The sequence below is a fragment of the Fulvivirga marina genome (assembly GCF_016775155.1).
Taxonomy (GTDB): domain Bacteria; phylum Bacteroidota; class Bacteroidia; order Cytophagales; family Cyclobacteriaceae; genus Fulvivirga; species Fulvivirga marina.
The window spans coordinates 1-20,867 of the sequence record NZ_JAEUGD010000023.1; the positions used below are offsets into that span (position 1 = coordinate 1).

Annotated in this window: 21 protein-coding genes and 2 tRNA genes; 6 read left to right on the forward strand and 17 right to left on the reverse strand. The window is 40.1% G+C overall.

Annotated features, from left to right (window positions below):
• Nucleotides 1–137: 137 nt before the first annotated feature.
• The 8 genes from JMN32_RS06930 to JMN32_RS06960 all read right to left on the reverse strand — a co-directional run bounded on the left by JMN32_RS06930 (nucleotide 138) and on the right by JMN32_RS06960 (nucleotide 2,805).
• A complete protein-coding gene (locus tag JMN32_RS06930) occupies nucleotides 138–491 on the reverse strand; it encodes a hypothetical protein (protein WP_238354371.1) in 354 nt (117 codons plus the stop codon).
• 159 nt (nucleotides 492–650) lie between these two features.
• Nucleotides 651–785: a hypothetical protein gene (locus JMN32_RS27505; protein WP_262896702.1), complete on the reverse strand. Its 135-nt coding sequence runs from the start codon at nucleotides 783–785 to the stop codon at nucleotides 651–653.
• Nucleotides 786–951: 166 nt separating this feature from the next.
• On the reverse strand, nucleotides 952–1,173 hold the full coding sequence (locus JMN32_RS06935; protein ID WP_202855585.1) for a hypothetical protein: 222 nt from the start codon (nucleotides 1,171–1,173) through the stop codon (nucleotides 952–954).
• 35 nt (nucleotides 1,174–1,208) lie between these two features.
• Nucleotides 1,209–1,293: transfer RNA gene (locus tag JMN32_RS06940), tRNA-Leu, on the reverse strand.
• A gap of 103 nt (nucleotides 1,294–1,396) precedes the next feature.
• A tRNA-Gly gene (locus JMN32_RS06945) sits at nucleotides 1,397–1,469 on the reverse strand.
• Nucleotides 1,470–1,715: 246 nt separating this feature from the next.
• On the reverse strand, nucleotides 1,716–2,054 hold the full coding sequence (locus JMN32_RS06950; protein WP_202855586.1) for a phage holin family protein: 339 nt from the start codon (nucleotides 2,052–2,054) through the stop codon (nucleotides 1,716–1,718).
• 4 nt (nucleotides 2,055–2,058) lie between these two features.
• Nucleotides 2,059–2,271 carry a YtxH domain-containing protein gene (locus JMN32_RS06955; RefSeq protein WP_202855587.1) on the reverse strand — a complete coding sequence of 71 codons (213 nt, stop codon included), beginning with the start codon at nucleotides 2,269–2,271 and terminating at the stop codon, nucleotides 2,059–2,061.
• A 27-nt stretch (nucleotides 2,272–2,298) separates the two neighbouring features.
• On the reverse strand, nucleotides 2,299–2,805 hold the full coding sequence (locus JMN32_RS06960) for a YkvA family protein (protein ID WP_202855588.1): 507 nt from the start codon (nucleotides 2,803–2,805) through the stop codon (nucleotides 2,299–2,301).
• Between the two features lie 217 nt (nucleotides 2,806–3,022).
• Here JMN32_RS06960 and JMN32_RS06965 point away from each other — a divergent pair, with 217 nt between their 5' ends.
• Both JMN32_RS06965 and JMN32_RS06970 read left to right on the forward strand, forming a co-directional pair.
• Nucleotides 3,023–4,390 (forward strand): exonuclease domain-containing protein, encoded by a 1,368-nt coding sequence (locus JMN32_RS06965; RefSeq protein ID WP_202855589.1) that lies wholly within the window; start codon nucleotides 3,023–3,025, stop codon nucleotides 4,388–4,390.
• A 130-nt stretch (nucleotides 4,391–4,520) separates the two neighbouring features.
• Entirely contained in the window at nucleotides 4,521–7,352 is a 2,832-nt protein-coding gene (locus tag JMN32_RS06970) for a T9SS type A sorting domain-containing protein (RefSeq protein ID WP_202855590.1), read from the forward strand.
• Nucleotides 7,353–7,437: 85 nt separating this feature from the next.
• Here JMN32_RS06970 and msrA read toward each other — a convergent pair whose 3' ends face one another.
• The 3 genes from msrA to JMN32_RS06985 all read right to left on the reverse strand — a co-directional run bounded on the left by msrA (nucleotide 7,438) and on the right by JMN32_RS06985 (nucleotide 11,550).
• Nucleotides 7,438–8,007 (reverse strand): peptide-methionine (S)-S-oxide reductase MsrA, encoded by a 570-nt coding sequence (gene msrA, locus JMN32_RS06975; RefSeq protein WP_202855591.1) that lies wholly within the window; start codon nucleotides 8,005–8,007, stop codon nucleotides 7,438–7,440.
• A gap of 95 nt (nucleotides 8,008–8,102) precedes the next feature.
• Nucleotides 8,103–10,445 carry a sensor histidine kinase gene (locus tag JMN32_RS06980; RefSeq protein ID WP_202855592.1) on the reverse strand — a complete coding sequence of 781 codons (2,343 nt, stop codon included), beginning with the start codon at nucleotides 10,443–10,445 and terminating at the stop codon, nucleotides 8,103–8,105.
• 4 nt (nucleotides 10,446–10,449) lie between these two features.
• Entirely contained in the window at nucleotides 10,450–11,550 is a 1,101-nt protein-coding gene (locus JMN32_RS06985) for a 6-phosphofructokinase (RefSeq protein WP_202855593.1), read from the reverse strand.
• A gap of 82 nt (nucleotides 11,551–11,632) precedes the next feature.
• On the opposite strand from JMN32_RS06985, the gene JMN32_RS06990 reads away from it, so the two are divergent.
• From JMN32_RS06990 to JMN32_RS07000, 3 genes are read left to right on the forward strand one after another with little or no spacing between them, the layout of a single operon-like run.
• A complete protein-coding gene (locus JMN32_RS06990; protein ID WP_202855594.1) occupies nucleotides 11,633–12,478 on the forward strand; it encodes a TPM domain-containing protein in 846 nt (281 codons plus the stop codon).
• Nucleotides 12,479–12,488: 10 nt separating this feature from the next.
• The gene (locus JMN32_RS06995) at nucleotides 12,489–13,142 is read left to right on the forward strand and encodes a TPM domain-containing protein (RefSeq protein ID WP_202855595.1); all 654 of its coding nucleotides are present in this window, start codon (nucleotides 12,489–12,491) and stop codon (nucleotides 13,140–13,142) included.
• 5 nt (nucleotides 13,143–13,147) lie between these two features.
• On the forward strand, nucleotides 13,148–14,209 hold the full coding sequence (locus JMN32_RS07000; protein ID WP_202855596.1) for a saccharopine dehydrogenase family protein: 1,062 nt from the start codon (nucleotides 13,148–13,150) through the stop codon (nucleotides 14,207–14,209).
• Here JMN32_RS07000 and JMN32_RS07005 read toward each other — a convergent pair.
• A complete protein-coding gene (locus JMN32_RS07005; RefSeq protein WP_202855597.1) occupies nucleotides 14,199–14,552 on the reverse strand; it encodes a hypothetical protein in 354 nt (117 codons plus the stop codon). The genes JMN32_RS07000 and JMN32_RS07005 overlap by 11 nt on opposite strands.
• A gap of 14 nt (nucleotides 14,553–14,566) precedes the next feature.
• Nucleotides 14,567–14,950 (reverse strand): acyl-CoA thioesterase, encoded by a 384-nt coding sequence (locus tag JMN32_RS07010; protein ID WP_202855598.1) that lies wholly within the window; start codon nucleotides 14,948–14,950, stop codon nucleotides 14,567–14,569.
• Between the two features lie 144 nt (nucleotides 14,951–15,094).
• On the opposite strand from JMN32_RS07010, the gene JMN32_RS07015 reads away from it, so the two are divergent.
• A complete protein-coding gene (locus JMN32_RS07015; protein ID WP_202855599.1) occupies nucleotides 15,095–17,002 on the forward strand; it encodes a M61 family metallopeptidase in 1,908 nt (635 codons plus the stop codon).
• A 39-nt stretch (nucleotides 17,003–17,041) separates the two neighbouring features.
• Here JMN32_RS07015 and JMN32_RS07020 read toward each other — a convergent pair whose 3' ends face one another.
• The 4 genes from JMN32_RS07020 to JMN32_RS27625 form a co-directional block, all read right to left on the reverse strand.
• Nucleotides 17,042–18,010, reverse strand: a complete 969-nt coding sequence (locus JMN32_RS07020) for a beta galactosidase jelly roll domain-containing protein (RefSeq protein ID WP_202855600.1) — start codon at nucleotides 18,008–18,010, stop codon at nucleotides 17,042–17,044.
• 77 nt (nucleotides 18,011–18,087) lie between these two features.
• Nucleotides 18,088–18,486 (reverse strand): hypothetical protein, encoded by a 399-nt coding sequence (locus JMN32_RS07025; RefSeq protein ID WP_202855601.1) that lies wholly within the window; start codon nucleotides 18,484–18,486, stop codon nucleotides 18,088–18,090.
• A 120-nt stretch (nucleotides 18,487–18,606) separates the two neighbouring features.
• Nucleotides 18,607–19,293: a response regulator transcription factor gene (locus JMN32_RS07030; protein ID WP_202855602.1), complete on the reverse strand. Its 687-nt coding sequence runs from the start codon at nucleotides 19,291–19,293 to the stop codon at nucleotides 18,607–18,609.
• A 4-nt stretch (nucleotides 19,294–19,297) separates the two neighbouring features.
• Entirely contained in the window at nucleotides 19,298–20,863 is a 1,566-nt protein-coding gene (locus JMN32_RS27625; RefSeq protein ID WP_202855603.1) for a sensor histidine kinase, read from the reverse strand.
• Nucleotides 20,864–20,867: the final 4 nt, after the last annotated feature.

The window sequence follows — 20,867 nt, forward strand, 5'->3', positions numbered from 1 at the left end:
ATTACGCAACTCTTAAAGTGGCATAGTAACACCGAAATGACTGGCATAGTCCGACCGAAATAACCAGCAGAAAAGGGGCTGTGTTAAAGTATATTGTAAGCCTTGTAATTTACCTATGGCTTTCTTCACTTTATACTTCATAAATGCTGCTCGTATTCCAATATTTTACTCTTTAGTCGAGCATTCAAGTATTCATTCTTATCCTCAAGCATCTTATCAAGCATTCTCGCTTCATTGAGATAGTTTGAAACTTTGTCTTCGCCCCAGTGGCCAGGAGGGGGTTGCAGGTTAGTGATCCTATCAGCCAACTTTACCATGCCTACTTCCTTATCTAACTCATTGATGCGGTTAAGGCTATCCATCATTTTTTCTTTCTTGGTAGAAAGGGTATCGTGCAGCAAAGCAACTTGCACGGCAAAGTCTATATCAAAATTGCTGTCTGCATGGTAGGCCATCTGTATTTCCATGGCCACATTTGAAATGTGCAGCAAATAATTGGCATTGGTTTCTGATTGTAGTGTTTTTCTCCGGCAAACTTTATGGCTTTTTGGTAGAGGTCTTGGGTCATTTATGCTTTCTATTTAGCTCCAAACATGTCAGGCATGTCTGTATATAAATCTACTGTATTTTTAAATCTTTTAGAAACCGGATCAGTACCTAATCGCCTTGGCTACAAGGTTCAGTATCTCGTTGCAGTCTGCTTCCTGGTTGTTTGCCAACACTGCAATACCAATTTGATGCTCTACCATAAGTACCACCAGCGAAGAAACCCTAAGTCCAACCATCTGCCCAAATTAATCCGCAGGCAATCGCCATCTGCTTCAGTTCCACCCTTTCATTTGATCTACTAAACGCCCAGATTCGCCAATAGGTAATAGCAAAACTCCAATACCACGCCACCAAAGGTGCTATAATTATCCCACCAGGGAGAAATAGCAATGGATGGATCAATTAATGGAAAGACAATTGGAATAGACCAACTCCTACTCCCAACATGATGATTAAAACCGGAATATTTACAGTAACAAGGCCTATCATAATTGCCTTTTGTGGAGAAACAGTTTCTCTATGCATGTTAATTATATCTGAATTGGTATTTGCTTTGTCAACCTCTGACAGGGCTTCGAGCCCTGTCAGAGGTAGCAGTTGAAAAACGTAGTAGTTGAAAAACAAAAAAGCCGATCATTTTACAATGACCGGCTTTAATGTACCCGGGGCGGGACTTGAACCCGCACGACCGCAATGGTCACAGGATTTTAAGTCCTGCGTGTCTACCAATTCCACCACCCGGGCTTAGTCTACATCGTAGACAAATTTCTTTTTAGAAAAGCCCTCTAAAAATAAAGCCTGCTATTGATGCAGGCGAATTTTCTAATTTTCACGTTTTGAAAATCTGAGCGAGAAACGGGATTCGAACCCGCGACCCCGACCTTGGCAAGGTCGTGCTCTACCAGCTGAGCTATTCTCGCTTATTTGAATCTTGAAAGCTATTCTCTCAAGTGGACTGCAAATTTAAGTAAGGGATTTTAATTTGCAACGCCTTTTCAAAAAAAATTATCTTATTGTAAAACTTTTTTTGCCGTACGCAAAAGTAAGACCGTATCTAGAGCCCAAAAATAAGTAATTTATGACAAATGGATAAAATAAGCAGATGATTTTGCCTCTATAACAAATTACCTTAACCCATTTGCTGTGCTGTTGATACGGTCCTTGCACTAATACATGCTCTTCGTAAATAAATCTGCATACTGTCGTAGCTTCCGGGACAGATAATCTTTTCGGCGGATAACAAAAAGGATTGCAAAAAGTAACACATAAATACCTGCCACTATAAAGAAACCACTTACCGCAGAGTCAAAAAGCAAATTGAAGTAAATGGCTAGCCCTATACTTAAAAACAGCACCGCAAAAAGCATCAAAACGGCCAAGGAGATAACCAGGATAAGTTTATGAACTTTCTCAGAAACCTCCTCGCGGATACCTTCCTTTACTTTATGAACCTGATGCTCAACAAAATCGGCAGGTTTACGAATTACTCTTGACAATAATGACATCTGCCTAGTTGTGGTTCTTCACAGCGTGTAATTCATTTTTTGCAGACTTTACCGTTTCAGCGCCATATTCAAATAGGTCATTTGCGGCGTCTTTAATAGCACCCTCAACTTTCTTATAAGTTACCGTACCTTTATCTGGCGCAATTAATAAACCTAAAACAGTACCTACCCCAATGCCTGCGGCAAGTCCGAGGAGAAATTTTCCATTATCATTCATAGTTATATATTTAGTTGTTTTTAAAATTTAAACTTCATCAATGACCTCCGTGTAAGCCGACTCCCACCTTTCAAAATCTTCAATTTCACGGTTTAGTCCATTATATACCCACACAATTACGGCCAGATCATCAGCAAGACCAAGTATAGGTATAAAATCAGGGACCAGGTCAAGTATCCAAACAAAATATACGAACCCTCCAAGGATTCGGAGTACTGCTGTGGCAGGAATTTTTCTATAGTCCCCATAGTAGTAAGCCTTAACCATGCGCATAAGAATTTGACTTTTTTCTTTAAGGTCTCTTTGGAGACGGTGCCTGGTACTTTCTTGCTTCAACTTTTCAAAAGCATGCTGCAGCAGCCTGTAAACGTTACTTTTACTGTAGGTATATTTTTCAGCAACTTTCATAGCCATAGAGAATGCCCTGGATTCCAGCACTTTGCCGAGGGTGAGTTGGCCAGAACTTTTTTCTTCAGAAACGCCTTCGTTTTCTGAATGGTTGTAGTCAGTTATAGGTTTTGTCACTTGTTCCATATGCGATAAGGTGAAAATATCAAATCAAAGTAAAAACATCTTGCTCGTAAATATTTGCAAGTCATTCAATCCTATAACACATAAATTACCCCAGATGTTTCTAAATGCCGTTGGTGGAAACAATATTCCAGAAAAGAGGTCAAAGCTGAGTTTACCTAACGGATTTTTAATAACAAGTCACTCAATAAATATCTCTTATTATGGTTAATTTAGTGAAGTGTACGCTATTGTAGATATAGAAACTACCGGAGGGTTTGCAGGAAATAACCGTATTACAGAAATAGCAATTTTCTTTCATGACGGAAATTCAATCGTTGATTCCTATGAAACGTTGATCAACCCCGAGCAGATCATTCCTCCTTACATTACCGGGCTCACGGGAATCAGGCAGGATATGGTTGATTCTGCACCATCATTTGAGGAAATAGCTCATGAATTGTATGATCACCTAAAAGACAAGATATTCGTTGCACACAACGTGCATTTTGACTACTCCTTTCTAAAAAAAGAATTTGAAAACGTAAACCTCAGTTTCAACCCTAAAAGACTCTGCACAGTGCGGGTAAGCAGAGTAATATTTCCTGGCTTGAGGTCATATGGGCTGGGTAATCTTTGCGAACAGCTCAATATAGAAATACAAAACCGTCACCGGGCGGGAGGAGATGCTCAGGCCACCGCCATTCTTTTCGACATGCTAATCAAAAAGGATAGTGAATATGTGGCTCTTGCTTTAAAGAAAAACTCCAAAGAAACTACACTGCCGCCCAACCTGCCCAAAGAAGAGTTCGAAAGCTTGCCAGAGCAGCCAGGGGTTTACTATTTTCTGAACCAAAAGAGTGAAGTGATATATGTGGGTAAGGCTATAGACATCAAAAAAAGAATAACCGGACACTTCTCCGGAACCAGCAAGAACAGAAGAAATCAGGCCATAAGAAACGAAATTCACCATATCAGTTATGAGCTTACAGGCAACGAGCTGATAGCACTGCTGCTGGAATCACATGAGATCAAACGGCTCTGGCCTAAATATAATAAGGCTCAGAAAGTATTGACCAACACCTGGGGTATTTACAGATATGAAGACCGTCAGGGCTACCTGAGATTTAATATCAGTAAAAACGTCAAAGGCCTGCAACCTTTAATTTTCTTTCATTCGCATTCGGATGCCTGGCAATTCATGATGAATAAGATCCGTGATTTTGATTTATGTCCAAAACTATCAGGGATTCAAAAGTCTGATGGCCCATGCTGCGACCTCGCACTAGGCCAATGTGAAGGGGCCTGCGATGGCCAGGAGACCCCACAGATATACAATGACAAGGTTCAACTGGCCGTAGAGTCATTTTTTGAAACTAAAAAATCTTTTGCCATAGTAGGGTCGGGGCGTACAGAAGAAGAAAGTTCGGTAGTACTAGTAGAAAAAGGCACATACTGTGGCTTCGGGTTTTGTGACAAGGGTGTATCCATAAATCATCTGGATGAGATTAAAACATTGATTAGCAACTACAAGGCTACCGTTGAGATTGAACACTACATACAGAGTTACATGAACAGCCCTCAGGCTGATATTATTGAGTTGCTCTAGAAAAACATATCTTTTATTCCCCGACTTATCGCAATAAACCAATCCCTTATCGGCCATTACTGCGGCTTGTCCAAAGTACCACTTACCTCACCAAAATAAGTCATATCTATATTCACCTTAAAGAATACTTATGAAGATACCAATACTGAAAAGTCTAATTGTCTGTTGGCTATTTATTACAAGTGGCTACTTATCTGCTCATGAGGGCTTGCCCAAAGATTGTGGAGATAGCTGCTTTCAAACACAAGTACAAAGCGTTACCGAAACGGAAGGGGGATGTTTAAAATACACCTTACTGGTAACTAATAACGGAAGCTGCGCACATGCTCTTTCGCATTACGCGGTGTCTATACCTTGCGGCAGTGTTTCTTCTATTACTAACTCCGAAGGGTGGAATATAGAAGTAGGTACCGATCCTAAAAGCGGCATAACCGGTTTTAAAGTTGATAATATCAATGGCTTTGGAGAAAACGGTCAGGCTGGTGATTTCACTGTAGAATTTACGCTTTGCCCTGAGAACGAAACATGCAGTGCCTCACTGAACTGCTGGGCACCAGAAGTAGCTTATAAAGCAGCTACGTGTATTTTTTACGAACAAACTGAAATTTCATGCTCACAGCTTTCTGCACACATCGAAACCAACGATGTTTCTTGCTTTGGTTTAAATGATGGTAGCGCAGAGGTAGTTATAGAAGAGGGTGAAGCTCCCTTTACATACCAATGGTCTAATGGTAGCAGTACTGCCCAAAACACCAACTTGTCTGCAGGAGAATATTCGGTAACCATCACTGATTCAAATGGAGAGAGTGTTACGTTAACGGCGTTGATCAACCAACCCGGAGCTTTAAATACTACGGCCAACGTTAACTCCGCATCGTGCAGTGGCTCTAACAACGGAAGTATCAGTGTGGATGTAACGGGAGGCACAGCTCCTTATACTTACCAGTGGTCTAATGGTGCTACAACCGCTTCAATCAGTAATTTAAGTGCTGGTTATTACGAATTGGATGTTACTGATAGCCGTGGTTGTTCAGTAAAAGTACCAGCCGTAGTTGAGAACCTGACTACAATAAATCTAACAGCTGCTGTTGAAAAAACAAGCTGTAGCGGTAATACCGGAAGCATCAACATTACGGTTACCGGAGGTTCTGAGCCTTATACTTTTGCCTGGTCTAATGGATCAACATCTGAGGATATTAGTAGATTAGCTGCAGGTGTTTATAATGTTCAGGTAACTGATGCGAACGGATGTTCTAGTAGCCGATCTTTCATTGTAAAAGAAAATAATCCGCTGGATTTAAGTGCTATCCCTTCACCTACATCTTGTATTGAAGACAACAGTGGTAGTATTGACCTTATGGTATCAGGAGGTACAGAACCTTACACTTACTCCTGGTCTGATGGCAGCACTACGGAAGATTTGTCAGGACTTGCTAAAGGTATATATAGCGTAACGGTGACTGAAGCTGGAGGTTGTAGTGCAACACTCAGAGTTTCTGTAGTAGCAGAAACTTTTCAGGTTAGCACTGACTCACAAAACCCTACTTGTATGGGTGCTGATGGTTACATTCAGGTTACTCCTTTAGGTGGCCAAAGCCCTTACACATACCTTTGGTCAAATGGTGGTACTACTGCTGAGATCTCTGGTCTTTCTAGCGGGATGTATGATGTAACTGTAACTGATGCGACAGGTTGTTCAAGAAAGTTATATTTCTACTTAACTGAGCCTGATCCGTTAACATTGTCTGCAGAAATAGAAAATCTTAACTGTGTCGAAGGTGAGTTCAGCCTTGATTTAACAGTAACTGGCGGTACAGGACCATATGACTACAACTGGTTGGATGAAAGTACGCTTGAAGATAGAACCGGCCTAACATCAGGTTCATACATCGTAACAGTTACCGACGTGAACGGTTGCTCAGTAGCTCAGGAGTTTATTATTGATGCAAACTCCGCAGGATGCCCTGACCTGAATAACCCTGGAGATAATGGTACTAACGACGGTAGTGATAATGGTACGGATGATGGAAGCGACACAGGTACAGATGATGGCTCTGATACGGGCACAGATGACGGAACGGATAATGGTACCAACGACGGTAGTGACAATGGTACGGACGATGGAGGAGACTCAGGAGCCGATGGTGGTGAAGGTACTGACGGATCTGGAGACGGAGATGGAACTGACGGAGACAACGGTGGTAATGATGGAACGGATAATGGTGGCGACGCTGATGGCGGAAGCGACGATGGAGATGGTTCTGATAGTGACGGCGATAACGGCTCTGGTAACGACGGTTCCTGCAACAATCCTTTTGATACTGATATTGTGTTAGTATCCGTAGACGGAAACTGCTACACTTACACAGCAACTGTTGAATACAGCGGTTCTCATTCTTATGGACTTTCTCACTTGAGCATAGCAGTGCCTGAGTGTGCATCTATTGCTGAAGTAAGTAACTCAGAACACTGGAAGATCGAATACGGAACTGATCCTCGCACAGGCTTATCAGGATTCAAGGTTGATGATATCAATAACTTCGGAGAAGGTGGATTTGGTGATAGCTTCACCATTGACTTTACCGTATGTACTTCAGATAACCAGTGTGCATATGACCTATCGGGCGGTACTTATACCATAGGTTACAAGTACGGACAGTGTGTTAGTTTCGAAACTGTAGACGTAGAGTCTGATAATCAGGATACTGAAGTACTGGCTTATCCTAATCCATTCAGTGAAACTACAAGAATAGAGTTTGTTGCTACATATGAGGGTAGCACTACAGTAGAGCTTTATAACCAACGGGGGGAAAGAGTAAGTTTATTGTTTGAAGGACAAGTGAACAAAGGATCGAAATATTCATTTGATCTTAATGCCGCAGGTCTTCCAAATGATATATATACTTACAAAGTAACTACTCCAGGAAAAGTGTACAGAGGAAAACTTCTTCTGACCAGATAAGGGGGTAGGTTAAAATTGATAGAAACTGCTTCATAGCCCTAAAGTACGGATCTGTGAAGCAGTTCTTATTTATACAGGTTTAAACTTATTTCGTTTGCTCTTTGAGCCTGTCTGCAAACAATCTTTTAACTTTCTCAACCTTTGGGCGGACTACATATGAACAGTAAGGTTGCTGTGAATTTTGGTTATAGTAGTTCTGATGGTAATCTTCCGCTTTGTAATATTCCTTTAGAGGAGATATCTCCGTTACTATAGGGTCATCAAAAAACCCCGCACTATCCAGTTTCTCCTTATACTTTTCCGCTATCTCCTTTTGCTCATTGTCATGATAAAATATGGCAGATCGGTATTGCGTACCTACATCAGCACCTTGCTTATTGAGGGTTGTGGGATCGTGTGTTTTCCAGAATATTTCAAGCAAGTGTTCAAAGTCTACAACCTCTGGATTATAGGTAATCTGGGCAACCTCTGCATGGCCGGTTAAGCCACTGCAAACTTCACGGTAAGTAGGGTTTTTAACTTTGCCTCCCGTGTAGCCCGACTCCACAGAAACTATACCCTCAACCTGTTGAAAAACGGCCTCAACACACCAGAAACACCCTGCTCCAAAGGTTGCCTTTTTAAATACATCTATTCCCTGATTTTGTGATTCCATAGTTAAATATTTCTTTTTGTGAAGTAACTGAACTGGTCTGCTAAAGTTTCAAAAAATATCATACTTTGCCCCGGTAAGTCCTAACACCGACAAATTTATTCGCTGTTAGGTATCTCTACAATAAAAGTTGACCCTTCGCCTTCAGCTGTAACAAGTTTAATTTTTCCGTTGAGCTTATCAACTGTCTCCTTTACTATGTACAAGCCCAGACCAGTACCAGAGCCACTTTCATCAGCTCTATAAAACATATCAAATATCCTCCTCCTGTGCCGCCCGCTAATCCCCGGCCCATAATCCTGTATTTTAATGATGGCTTTTTCTTCACTAACCTGACAGTTAACATCAATCCGGTTGTCCCCTTCATGGCTACAGCCATACTTTATAGCATTGCTTATAAGGTTTCTAAAAATAACCTTTAAACGAGTCGGGTCAGTTTTAAAAATTACATTTTGAGTGACCTCTACATTTTTCTCGATATCTCCGGCATCTGTCATATAAGCAAGGTCATTAAAAACTTCTTGAATGGTCTCCTCAAACTTAACAGACACAGCTTCTTTTTGGAGCCTTGCATTTCGTGAATAATCAATAATATCGCTAATGAATTGATCAAGCCTGGCGATGGATCGCTCCATCATGTCATAGTAAGGTTGACGGTTTTGTATTCCCTCTTCCCTTCTTACGAGCGATATCAGGCCGGCGATAGAGGCCAACGGTGCCTTTAAATCGTGTGATGCACTGTAGACAAAGCTATCAAGCTCCTTATTTACTTTTTGCAATGCATTATTCTGTTCTTTGAGTTGATCCAATGCATTGACTCTAATGCTTATGTCTCTGGCAAAAATAGATACACCTGTTGTCTCTCCATTGTTAGCAATGGGGAATGTATAGATCTCAAAATGATGGTCTTTACCTGCCACATGATACTGGTCAATGAATACTCCACGTTTTCCACTCAAAGCCTCATTATATCTTTTCCTCCATCTCTTTTTTTCCATACCCACCGGAGTAATATCCAGTACGGACTGGTTTCGTTCGGGATAAGTATCGTATACCTCATGGCAAAGCATAGCAAAAACATTATTATAGTCTATTAACCTGTATTGCTTATCAATAAGCCAAATCGCACTATCAGTATTTTCCAGAATAGCCCTCAGGTTAGTTTCTTTGATTAGTATATCCCGAGTTCTTTCAGCAACTTTCACTTCCAATTCCCTTCTTTTCTGCTCAATAAGGTGCTTTTTCTCTTGCTCACGTAGCAGATAGTTTTTGTAAAGCTCATAAATTCGGACCCCTAGGCCATATGAAAGAATGATTATACTTAACATATAACCAAAATGTATCGAATACTGTACCCAAAAAGTATAGTCAACAAGCCTAAACAAGTTTAAAATAAAAATCAGAATAAAGCCTCCAAAAAAGATATAAGCCAGCAGGTAGTATACTCCCTGAGGTATTTTTCTGATAGTACCAAAAACACCACCCGTGAGCATAAGTATGAGCCCAATAATACCATATATGTTCAGAAGGGGATAGCTATAAGCCGGATAGGTAAAGAAAAGCATTACAATAGATAGCCCAACAAAACCAACAAAACCTATTACGATGTTAAAAAAGAGTTTAGACCAGCTTCGCACCTGGAGGAATTCGAGCATAAACAAAAGTCCCAGGATGTTGCTTAGCGTAGCGGTTATCATATCTTGATACCCCCCAGTCCATTCAATTAAAAAATGTAAATAGAAAGGCGTAAAACCATCCGCAGCACCGGTAAAAATAGCAATTGTAAAAATATACAGCCCATAAATAAAGAACACACGCATGCCAGTAATGACAGATAGCAGCAAGTTGAAAACCATAAGTATCAAAACCGCCCCATAGAACATTCCCAGAAAAGTTCTCTCTTCCATATTTTCCTCAAGAGCGCGGTCATCGTCAAGCAACCTCGCCGAGACGGTCATGTAGTTCGAGGAAGAGATCTTGAAATAGATTTGAGTAGTTTGTCTTCTTGGAAATTCGATTAAAAAGTTATTTTTATTCGAAAATACGCTTTTTTCCCTAGGGTGAAGTCCCGTTCCAGTAGCATATTTGAGCAATCCACTTTCCGTGAACTTATAAAGCTCTATTAGCTCCAGGGAAGGGTCAACAAAGTCAATAATCACATCTGCCCGGGCATTATGGGGGTTCGTTACAGTCAACTTCGCCCAAATTACATCATTAGTTACGTTGGTTCTCAGGCCAGCCTTGGGTATTGGTTGAAAGTTTTTAGCAGGCAACGCCATCACCTGCTCAAGAGAAAGCGAGCGAGAAGTATCAATGTAAGCAGACAAATAGGTATTCAGGTTGATCTCCTTGTCATAAGAGATCAACGTCAGCGAGTTTTGGCCCAAAGCACCAATACTTTGACACAAAATAAAAACCAACAACAGACACCCTCCTTTCATATTTTTAATCCCCGAAAGATATGCCTATGCTTCTAGCGGCTCTAACCATGAAGGAATTTTTATTTACATAATTATATTTACTTATAGCCTCCTCAATACTAACAGATGTAACTTTGTTATTCTTAAAAGAAACCATTTTACCAAATTCACCCTCAAGCACCAATTCAAAAGCTTTAACTCCAAACAAGGTAGCTAATATTCTGTCAAAAGCTATTGGAGTACCTCCCCTTTGGGTATGCCCAAGTACAGTTTCTCTAATATCAGCTTCACAACCCGCTGCCCTTAATTGCTCAGACAATTGATATGCTACACCTCCAAGGCGTTTATGTTCATATCCAACTTCTTCACTCTCTACCGCAGTTACCTCGCCCTTAATTGGCCTGGCTCCTTCTGCAATTACTATATGAGCAAAACCTTTCCCCCGATCATAGCGCTGATTAAGTCGTTCAACTACCTTATTGATATCATAGGGTATTTCCGGAATCAGGCATACTTCTGCTCCTCCAGCTATGGCTGTATGTAGAGCTATCCAACCTGCATCACGCCCCATCACCTCCATGATCATCACTCTGTGGTGGCTTTCAGCTGTACTTACAAGCTTATCAAAGCTATCCGTAGCAATTTGAACCGCCGTACGAAAACCAAAAGTAAAATCAGTACCAGACAGATCATTATCAATGGTCTTTGGAACACCAACAATATTAAGCCCCTGCTCATAAAGCCTCTGTGAAATACGCTGAGAACCGTCTCCTCCAATACTAATAACCGAATCAACTCCCAAAGAATTTATACGATCAATCAACTCTTTGGATCTATCTATGGTACTCCAGCTACCATCCTTTTGCTGCACGGGAAACTCCAAAGGATTGCCTTTGTTAGTGGTTTTCAAAATAGTACCGCCCTTCACATGTATACCTGCGGTTACTTTATCGTTAAGTTCCATTATTTCAACAGGATCTCTCAAAACACCATTAAATGCCTCCATGCTACCTATTATTTCCCAGTTCTTTTCAGATTTGGCTCGTTTTACTATGCCACGAATTACTGCATTAAGGCCAGGACAATCTCCTCCTCCTGTGAGTACGAGTACTTTTCTTTTTGCCATACTTGATCTAAACTTTTACTCATAATTTAGTGATATATTTAGTAAGTTTAACGACATGTACGAAAAGAGTTTACATGCTTCCGTGAAAAAGTTAATTCTGCTACTTTCTTTGTTAGCTTTTCTTTCAACTGCATACGCGCAGAAGCTTCAGCCCGTACCTGAATTATGGCAACATGTTACAGATCAGACACGCACATTAAGTGATTCGGAGATCAGTCAGCTGGAAAATAAACTTCAAACACTAGAACAAAGCAAAGGCAGTCAAATTGCCGTACTAATTGTCGCCACCACGGAGCCTGAACCTATTGAAGATTATAGCATCCGTGTGGCAGAAAAATGGAAGTTAGGTAGAAAGGATATTGATGACGGGGTCATATTACTTGTGGCTAAAAAGGACAGACGGGTACGTATAGAAGTAGGGTATGGACTTGAAGGAGCTATTCCAGACGCTATCGCCAAAAGAATTATAGACAAATATATTACACCAAATTTTCGACAGGGAAATTTTTATGCTGGCATCAATGAAGGAATAAATGTACTTTCAGTAGCTATTCAGGGAGAGGAGCTTCCTGAGCCAACGGCTACCGGTACACCTTCCTCCGATGATACTGAGTTTCCTTATTTTATTCTTGTTGTTGTTTTTGTAATAGCTGCACAGGCTCTCGGTAAAAGAATGGGCAAGTGGAAAGGAATTTCCATTGGAGCTATCGTGTCTATGGTAACTGGTATTATAGCTGTTGGCCTAAGTGGAGGCTTGATCATGCTAGCTATTTATACATTCATATCACTGCTAACACTAGTTTCAAGGGGTAGAGGGAGAAGTGGCGGAGGTTATTATGGTGGGGGCTTCGGTGGAGGTAGCAGTGGCGGCGGCTTCAGCGGAGGAGGGGGAAGCTTTGGTGGAGGGGGTGCATCAGGAAGCTGGTAAATTTGAGATTATGATGAAAAGTAATTTTCTATTCACAGATGAAGAAAAGCGGCAGATCAAAGAGGCTGTCGCATCAGCTGAAAGTAGAACTTCAGGTGAGATTGTCCCTTATTTTGTACAGCAAAGTGATAACTATGAAGTGGCTCCACTCAGGGGAGCTCTTATTTTTATAGTTGGTGCACTATTTACATCAGGAATGCTTTCATATACCTGGGCCCTTCCATTTCCAATAACGATACTTGAGATTATATTTTTTACACTTGCCATGGGAGTAATTGGTTTTATATTGGCTAGATATATTCCCACATTAACGAGAATCCTTACCCCTGCGGAATTGATGCGACAAAGCGTAGTTCAAAAGGCATTAAACGCTTTTCTGGAAGAAGAGGTATTCAACACTGAGAATAGAACCGGTATATTAATCTTTGTAAGCCACCTAGAACATATGGTAGAAGTAATAGGCGATAGTGGTATCAATGCCAGCGTAAAACCAGAAGAATGGGAGAGCGTGGTAAGGTTAATTATAAAGGGAATCAGGGCCGGAAAACCGGCAGAGGGATTACTCGAAGGCGTACATCTTTGTGGAAAACTATTAGAAAGAAGCGGTATTAATAAACCACCTCAAAACCCCAATGAATTGTCGGATGATGTCCGACTAGGATAATTACTATGGCAAATATTGTAGTTTACGGCGCATATGGATATACAGGAGAACTCATAGTGAGAGAGGCTAAGAAACAGGGTGTCTCACTTATTCTTTCAGGAAGAGACGAGAAAAAGTTGAAGGTACTCTCGCAAGAAACAGGGTTCGCATATACAGCCGTTGACCTCAATAATAACCAAGCCCTTCACAACCTTCTTCAAAATGCCCAAGTGGTCATCCACTGTGCTGGCCCTTTTCAATTTACTGCAAAAGCAATGGTAGAGGCGTGCCTGAAAACCCAAACACATTATCTCGATATCACTGGAGAGTATCAGGTTTTTGAGCTTATACACAGCTATCATGATGCAGCCAAAAGAGTTGGTATTATGCTACTCCCCGGTGCAGGATTTGATGTAGTTCCTTCAGATTGTCTTGCGTCGCACTTAAAAGCTCAGCTCCCAAATGCCCAGAAGCTACAACTCGCATTTGCAACTACTGGCGGTGGTCTTTCCCGAGGCACTTCAAAAACCATGATAGAGGGGGCTGGAGAAGGCCAGGTTTATCGCTCTAATCATCAATTAAAAACAAAACCCTTGGGGAAATCCACGCCACTAATAGACTATGGGCCGTTTAAAAAACTGTCTGTAGGTATAAGTTGGGGGGATATTTCATCTGCATACTTCAGCACCGGAATTCCAAACATTGAGGTTTTTACCGGTTCATCAGAAAAGCAGATTAAGGCTTTGAGGTGGTCACATAGATTAGGCTTCTTGTTGAAAGTAAAATGGGTCAAAGCACTTCTTAAAAAGCAAGTAGATAAAAAACCTGCAGGCCCTACTGCGGAAAAAAGAGGGAAAAGCAATACCTATCTATGGGGTAAAGTTGAAAGTACTAACGGAAAGACTTATGAAGCCCGACTTAAAACCCCCAATGGCTATACACTTACCGCCAAAGCCACCTTACTCTTTGCAAACAAAATACTTAATAAGGATTTTAAAGCAGGTTTTCAGACACCTGCTCTGGTTTACGGAAGTAATGTGATATTTGAAATTGAGGGGTGCAAGTTTGAAAACAGGGCTAGTCATTAGCCCTGAGCTTTTCAATTTTTTCAGGCATTCGCTCAAGTAATGTCCACCATTCTTCATCATCCCGGTAGCTTCGTATTGCTCCTGCTCTAACAAGAATCTTTCTTAATTCGTCATCATCAAAGCCTCCCAGTCCCTTCTTGATGGTTTCGAACCTACGATCAGTGTAGCTTTTATGAGATAGATAATAACGGGCCGTTCTTTCTGCCATATGCTCAGTTTTCAACTCTTCAATTTTGATTTTGAAAGCATTACGTAACTGATTTCTTTGCAATAACAATGATATACCCCCACCAATAAGTACTCCTGACAGAGATGATACCAAGCTAAGTATTTCAGGTTTCATAGTTTGTAGATTTACTATAATCTGTCTTTGACATACGTTATTTCCGTCTTACCATGAGGCACCGGGTTGCCATGTTCATCAAGACTCACAAAAACTATCTTATCTATAGCCAGTATAGTTTTTCTCGTCAGCTTATTACGAACTTCACATGCTATAGTCAAAGAAGTTCTTCCAAAATGAGTGGCCATCATGCCAAGTTCTATAATATCTCCTTTTTTAGCTGAGCTTACAAAGTTTATTTCTGACATATATTTGGTAACACATCGCTGGTTCTCCAACTGTACTATAGCATAGATAGCTGCCTCTTCGTCTATCCAACTCAACAGGCTTCCGCCAAACAAGGTGCCATTGGGATTAAGGTCTTCTGGCTTCACCCATTTTCTGGTATGGAAATTCATAGTCTATAAATTTAAAAGAAATATTTATTCATGTTAACAAAAAGTATCCTTAACCTACTTATCTTCCTTCTATCAAATGTCTCAAACTAATGTGTAAGGGATTTCGTTTCTTAACCCAAACTATATAACAATCTTCAACAAAAGATGAAAAAACTATTTATACTAAGCCTATTAATTATTTGTTCAGCTTGGTCTTTTGCCAATGACCACTATAAATATACAATTGATCTGACTAAAGTAAGTGAAGACAAAGTCTATGTAGAACTAGAGCCGCCTACTATCAAGAAAAACGAAATTACTTTTTATCTTCCTAAGATCATTCCAGGTACGTACAGTATTGCTGACTATGGAAGAATGGTTACAGAGTTTTCTGCTTTTGATAAAAAAGGAAGAAAACTTGAAGTTGAAAGGGTGGATGACAACTCATGGATCATTAAAGGCGCCAAAAAACTGGTTAAGATTAGCTATTGGGTTGATGATACTTATGATACAGAAAAAGAGGGACCGAGCATATTTGAACCTGCGGGAACAAATATTGAAGCGGACAAAAACTATGTGCTCAATCCCAGCGGATTTTTTGGGTATTTTGAAGGTATGAAGGAAATGCCTTTTAACATTAATGTTATACGGCATGAAAATTTTTATGGAGCTACAGGTTTGGTTCCGGTTAATACAGGTGCCGAGCTCCATACCGTAGTTAATCTTGAAAAATCAGAAAAAGAAACTCCTTCAGATAAAAAAGTGGATCAGTTTAAAGTAGGAGACTATGATCGACTTGTTGACTCACCCATCATGTACAGTGCACCCGACACCGCGCTGATTAAAGTAGCTGACACTGAAGTACTTATTGCTTCGTACTCTCCCAATAAAGTGGTAAATGCGAAAGAAATTGCTGCAAGCATTAAAGAAATATTACAGGCGCAAAAGGAGTATTTGGGAGGTGAACTACCGGTAAATAAGTATGCTTTTATATTCTACTTTACGGATCAGCCTGTACTTTCATATGGTGCTCTTGAGCATTCATATAGTTCATTTTACTATATGCCTGAAATGCAAATACAAGCAATGGCTTCTCAACTTAGGGATTTCGCAGCCCATGAGTTCTTTCATATAGTAACCCCCCTGACCATTCATTCTAAAGAAATAGAAGATTTTGATTTCAATGATCCAAAAATGTCCAAACACCTCTGGATGTATGAGGGTGTGACAGAGTACTTTGCCGGTAATATGCAAATTCAATATGACCTGATAGGCCCTGATGAATACCTGGAAATACTGAGAGAAAAGATGATTACTGCATCTCATTTTTTGGATACCGTGGCGTTTACCGATATCAGCAAGTTTACCCTGAACCAATATTCAGATCAGTATTACAACGTATACCAAAAAGGTGCCCTGATAGGTCTGGCTCTGGACCTGAAATTACTGGAACTATCCAATGGTGAGTACGGGCTGCAAGAGCTCATGCATGACCTCTCAAAAAAGTATGGAAAAAATAGCGCTTTCGATGATGAACAGCTTTTCGATATCATTACGGCTATGACATACCCAGAAATAGGTGAGTTTCTGAAAACTTATGTAGGGGGATCTACACCGCTACCTTATAAAAAGATGTTCGAAACTGTCGGCATTAATTACAAAGCGGAAGAAAATGTAGAGTTCTATAGCCTTGGCCTTCAGCAATCAAATATCACCATAGCTGAATATGAGGGCCAAAAGTATTTAGCTATTGCCGATGTTGCTAGCCTAAATGCTATGGGTGATTCTCTTGCCTTTAAAGAAGGTGATATATTATTAGAAATTAATGGACAAGAGTTGCCCCCTTTAGGCCCTGAAACCGGACCATTCATTGGTGATGTTCAAGACAGCCTGGATGAAGGACAAACCCTGTCTTATACTGTATTACGACAAGATAACGAAGGAAATTATAAAGAGGTTGAGCTAAGCTCACCTGTTTTTAAAGTTCAGGCAGCGCAACAGCATTTGTTTGAGTTGATGGAAAACCCAACTGAAAAACAACTATTGATTAGGGAAGCCTGGCTCAGACCATAAATAGCCATCAAAGCCGGATTTGAGTCCGGCTTTTTTGTTTTACTCTTTTAAATATCGATAGTACTTTGTTGCGGTCGTAACACCAACTGGACCTTTCCATATACCTCCTGTCATACCAATATCTTCAACTTCAATGATTATAGTATTCTTTTCGTTTAATTTAATGAGGCCCGGAGGTATGGTGTAGGCCCTTGATTCATAGTAAGAGATACTCTTGCCCAAAGGTCGATCGTCTCTTGTGATACCAATCAGTTTGCCATTGAGATAAGTACGATCAAAGTCGTCGATTTTTCCAAGGACTAAAACAAGATTTTCAACAGAAGTGCCCGCAGGCAGCACAAAGCTTTTCTTATATGTTGCCCAACCATCATAATTCTCATAGCCTTGCGGTTCCCATGGAATAGGCACCATGATTTGCTCCCAATCTGTTTTCATATAGCCTCGGGCATCTATTCTGAAAGACCAAACACCCTGAAGATCAACTATTAAGCTGGAAGAATAACTCGATGCATAAATCCCCAACCTCCCACTGGAGATGCCACCTTCACGAGTTACATCAAACACACGCACAGCAATCACATTCGGACCATTCTTATTGAGATATTGCGCGGGGAAAGTATACTGTCTTTCGGCTTTATAAGCTGTTTTAAATTTGGGAGGCATATGACCCGAAAAACCTATGAGCTTTCCGTTAAGGTAAACTTCATCTGCATCATCGATATGACCCAGGTGCAGATACAGACTTTTACTTTTGGGCAGGTTAGTAACATCAAAGGATTTCCTATACCAGGCAAAACCGTCATAACCATGAAAACCTTGATTTTCCCATATCTCGGGAGCATGAATGGTTTCCCAAGAACTGTCATCATAAAAAGGATCTGCCCATGATTGCTTATCACCAATAGAAAATTTCCAACTCCCTTCAAGGTTAATCAGCCGCTCCTGAGCCAGAGAAGCATTTATAAGAAAAGACAAGACGGATAAAAATACTATTCTCAAATTTCCCATATTAGCTTATAAAGTTAAGGGGTTCCACATTCTTTTCCAGAACATGTTACCCCTAAATCACCCCCCAGTGATATCTTCTATCTAGCCGCGACCTCTGTCTGAGGTGTATAGTTGTTCCAGTAGCTGACCCACATGATATCATCAGTGAAAATTATTTCATACCTGATAGACATTTCCGAATCTGCTATTTCCACCCAATACGAACCCGACTTCATTGATTTCAAATCATAATACTTTATGAATCCATTTTTGAACTGGTTTGATTTAATCTCTTCATTGAAAAGGAGACCTTTCTTGCCATAAAAATTTATAGAAACCTGACTTTCTCCTGGGTTTACATATAGAAGTTTTACAATACCCCTCTCACCAGATGGTAATATTTTAGCACCAATCTGATCACCTTGAGGCCCTTGAGCCAAAGCACCAGAGCTTATTAAAAGCAAAAGCAGTAAGATTTTGTGTTGTAGTAATTTCATACCTGTGTTGTTTTGACCTTAAATTGGTTTCTATAGGCAATAACGACACTATCACAATTCAGGGTGTCATCAAAAAGTAATCAAATGTAAAAGGTTGTCACAGGCGTAAAATACTGTATATCAATAAATCAATTTGTACCCGGCACCATGAACAGTAAGAATGACGCGAGGCTGATTCGGGTTAATTTCTAGTTTCTGCCTTAGTTTTACTATAAAATTATCAACCGTTCTCGTTGTGGGTTTTTCCTCATAGCCCCATACATTCTCCAAAAGGTCATATCGGCTCACAAGCTCATTTTTATGCTGATACAGGTATAGAAGTACCTCAAATTCCTTATGAGACATTTTTACATCTATCCCTCCATCGGAAGCCGTATAATTACCAAAATGAACCGATAATTTACCAATATCAGTAGTTATGCTCTCTGCATGATTTCTATCATTCTTTACACGACGAAGCAAAGCCTTAATTCTAGCAACCAGCTCCCTTACGCTAAAAGGTTTTGTAACATAGTCATCAGCCCCAATTTCCAAACCTAAAACCTTATCGACCTCCTCTCCACGAGCAGTTAGCAATATTACAGGAGTTAAATTTCCATTTTGTCTGAGCTTTTTGCATACATCCAAACCAGATTGCTGTGGCAGCATTACATCCAATAATATCAAGTCATAAACCCCTTGAATGGCCTTTTCATAACCCTCTTTACCATCAACCGCCAAATCAATATGATAACCTTCAAACTCCAGGTTATCCTTAAGCCCTAAGCGCATCAAAGGTTCGTCTTCAATGATCAGGATATCAGTCATATCACTATTGTTTAAGTGGAAGATATATGGTGAAAGTAGTTCCTCTCCCTAATTCACTTTTTACTTTAATTTTACCGTTATGTCTTGAAATAATATGTTTTACCAGCGATAACCCTAACCCTGTACCCTGACCTTTAGCCAGGTCACCGGTAGAGACTCGGTAAAACTTGTCAAATATATTTTTTTGATCCCTCGCAGATATTCCTATGCCATGATCCTGGATAGAGAGATAGGCCATGTTTCCTAAATTTGCGATCTGAATATTAATATTCCTGGTTTTATTACTGTATTTGATGGCATTGTCCAACACATTAATTATTACCTCCTGTAACGCCTCTTTATCTGCTTCAATGATAAGGTTATCCTCCTTTGTAAAAGAATAATCAAATCCTTTGCTTTCCAAGTGATAAGTATAAGTTTTAAGTACCTCATCCACTGCACCTCCTAAGTCAAGTGGCTCCAAAGTATAACTGCTTTTATTAGCTTCGACCTGTGAAAAATTCAAAATCCTATTAACAATTGCTGTCAGCCTTTGCGCTTCTTTACTGATGATCTCATAATATTCCTGTTGCTTCTCCTTGGTCTGCACCCGTCCCATTTCCAAAGTTTCCGCGAACATACTGATCAACGATAGGGGTGTTCTGATTTCATGAGAAACATTTGAAACAAATACAGACTTGTTTTCAGCCAACTGGATTTCCTTTTTAACATTTCTAAATACAAGCCACACTCCAAAAAGAAGCACAATATTCAAAACCAGAATCAAACCAAGGTTAAGATAAGTCCTTTCTCTAACGATAGCATGGATCCCTCTCCCTTTCATATTAATGCCCAGATAATAATCGGGCAATATCCAAAAATCCTTTGTGATGGCCTGCGCCTTATAATCATACCTATTGACGGTATCTATGGTAGTAAAGACCAACTCATCAGTCTGCTTTCGGTGTGCCGAAAGAATAAACTTATCAGCTGCTATAGTTTGCAGTTTTGGTCTTAGTGTTTCAGCAATAAACAGTTCAGGGTTAAACACTATTCCACAAACCAAATTATTGTTAAATGGTTTGTTGAGAATAAAAAGCAAAGTCTCCATATGGTTATTGTCTCCATTCAAATCAAAGCTGATAGGCTGTAATTTTTGAAAACCATTATCCATATATACAATCAATCGATCAATCTCGGGTTTGTTGTCCTGCACTGCCTGAAAAAAACGGCTTGCTATAACTTGCTTTAAGGGGTCACTATTTGTGTATAGCAAAGGCTGCTGCCTAAGTGAAGTATCTGCCAAAAATATTAGGGCTACATCTGGGTTTACATCCAGAAACTCGTGTATAGCTGAGGATATAGTATCAGAAGATATAAGCGCAGATTCAATTTTAGTGGTCCAACTGTCTGCTACATCATCAGAATATTGATTTACAGAATAGAGGATTGCATCAAGTTGATTCTGATAAATATTATTAATAACCTCTTCATTTCTACTTAAAGAAGATATTTCATACACAGAATAAAAAACTGCTGGCAGTAAAAATACCAGCAGTAATATCAGTCCGGTTTTTCTTATTGAATGCACTCAA

Coding starts and splice junctions, on each gene's coding strand:
- JMN32_RS27505 (WP_262896702.1), bottom strand. CDS start 785: ATGGTTGGACTTAGGGTTTCTTCGCTGGTGGTACTTATGGTAGAGCAT.
- JMN32_RS06950 (WP_202855586.1), bottom strand. CDS start 2,054: ATGTCATTATTGTCAAGAGTAATTCGTAAACCTGCCGATTTTGTTGAG.
- JMN32_RS06955 (WP_202855587.1), bottom strand. CDS start 2,271: ATGAATGATAATGGAAAATTTCTCCTCGGACTTGCCGCAGGCATTGGG.
- JMN32_RS06960 (WP_202855588.1), bottom strand. CDS start 2,805: ATGGAACAAGTGACAAAACCTATAACTGACTACAACCATTCAGAAAAC.
- JMN32_RS06970 (WP_202855590.1), top strand. CDS start 4,521: ATGAAGATACCAATACTGAAAAGTCTAATTGTCTGTTGGCTATTTATT.
- msrA (WP_202855591.1), bottom strand. CDS start 8,007: ATGGAATCACAAAATCAGGGAATAGATGTATTTAAAAAGGCAACCTTT.
- JMN32_RS06980 (WP_202855592.1), bottom strand. CDS start 10,445: ATGAAAGGAGGGTGTCTGTTGTTGGTTTTTATTTTGTGTCAAAGTATT.
- JMN32_RS06985 (WP_202855593.1), bottom strand. CDS start 11,550: ATGGCAAAAAGAAAAGTACTCGTACTCACAGGAGGAGGAGATTGTCCT.
- JMN32_RS06995 (WP_202855595.1), top strand. CDS start 12,489: ATGATGAAAAGTAATTTTCTATTCACAGATGAAGAAAAGCGGCAGATC.
- JMN32_RS07000 (WP_202855596.1), top strand. CDS start 13,148: ATGGCAAATATTGTAGTTTACGGCGCATATGGATATACAGGAGAACTC.
- JMN32_RS07005 (WP_202855597.1), bottom strand. CDS start 14,552: ATGAAACCTGAAATACTTAGCTTGGTATCATCTCTGTCAGGAGTACTT.
- JMN32_RS07010 (WP_202855598.1), bottom strand. CDS start 14,950: ATGAATTTCCATACCAGAAAATGGGTGAAGCCAGAAGACCTTAATCCC.
- JMN32_RS07015 (WP_202855599.1), top strand. CDS start 15,095: ATGAAAAAACTATTTATACTAAGCCTATTAATTATTTGTTCAGCTTGG.
- JMN32_RS07020 (WP_202855600.1), bottom strand. CDS start 18,010: ATGGGAAATTTGAGAATAGTATTTTTATCCGTCTTGTCTTTTCTTATA.
- JMN32_RS07025 (WP_202855601.1), bottom strand. CDS start 18,486: ATGAAATTACTACAACACAAAATCTTACTGCTTTTGCTTTTAATAAGC.
- JMN32_RS07030 (WP_202855602.1), bottom strand. CDS start 19,293: ATGACTGATATCCTGATCATTGAAGACGAACCTTTGATGCGCTTAGGG.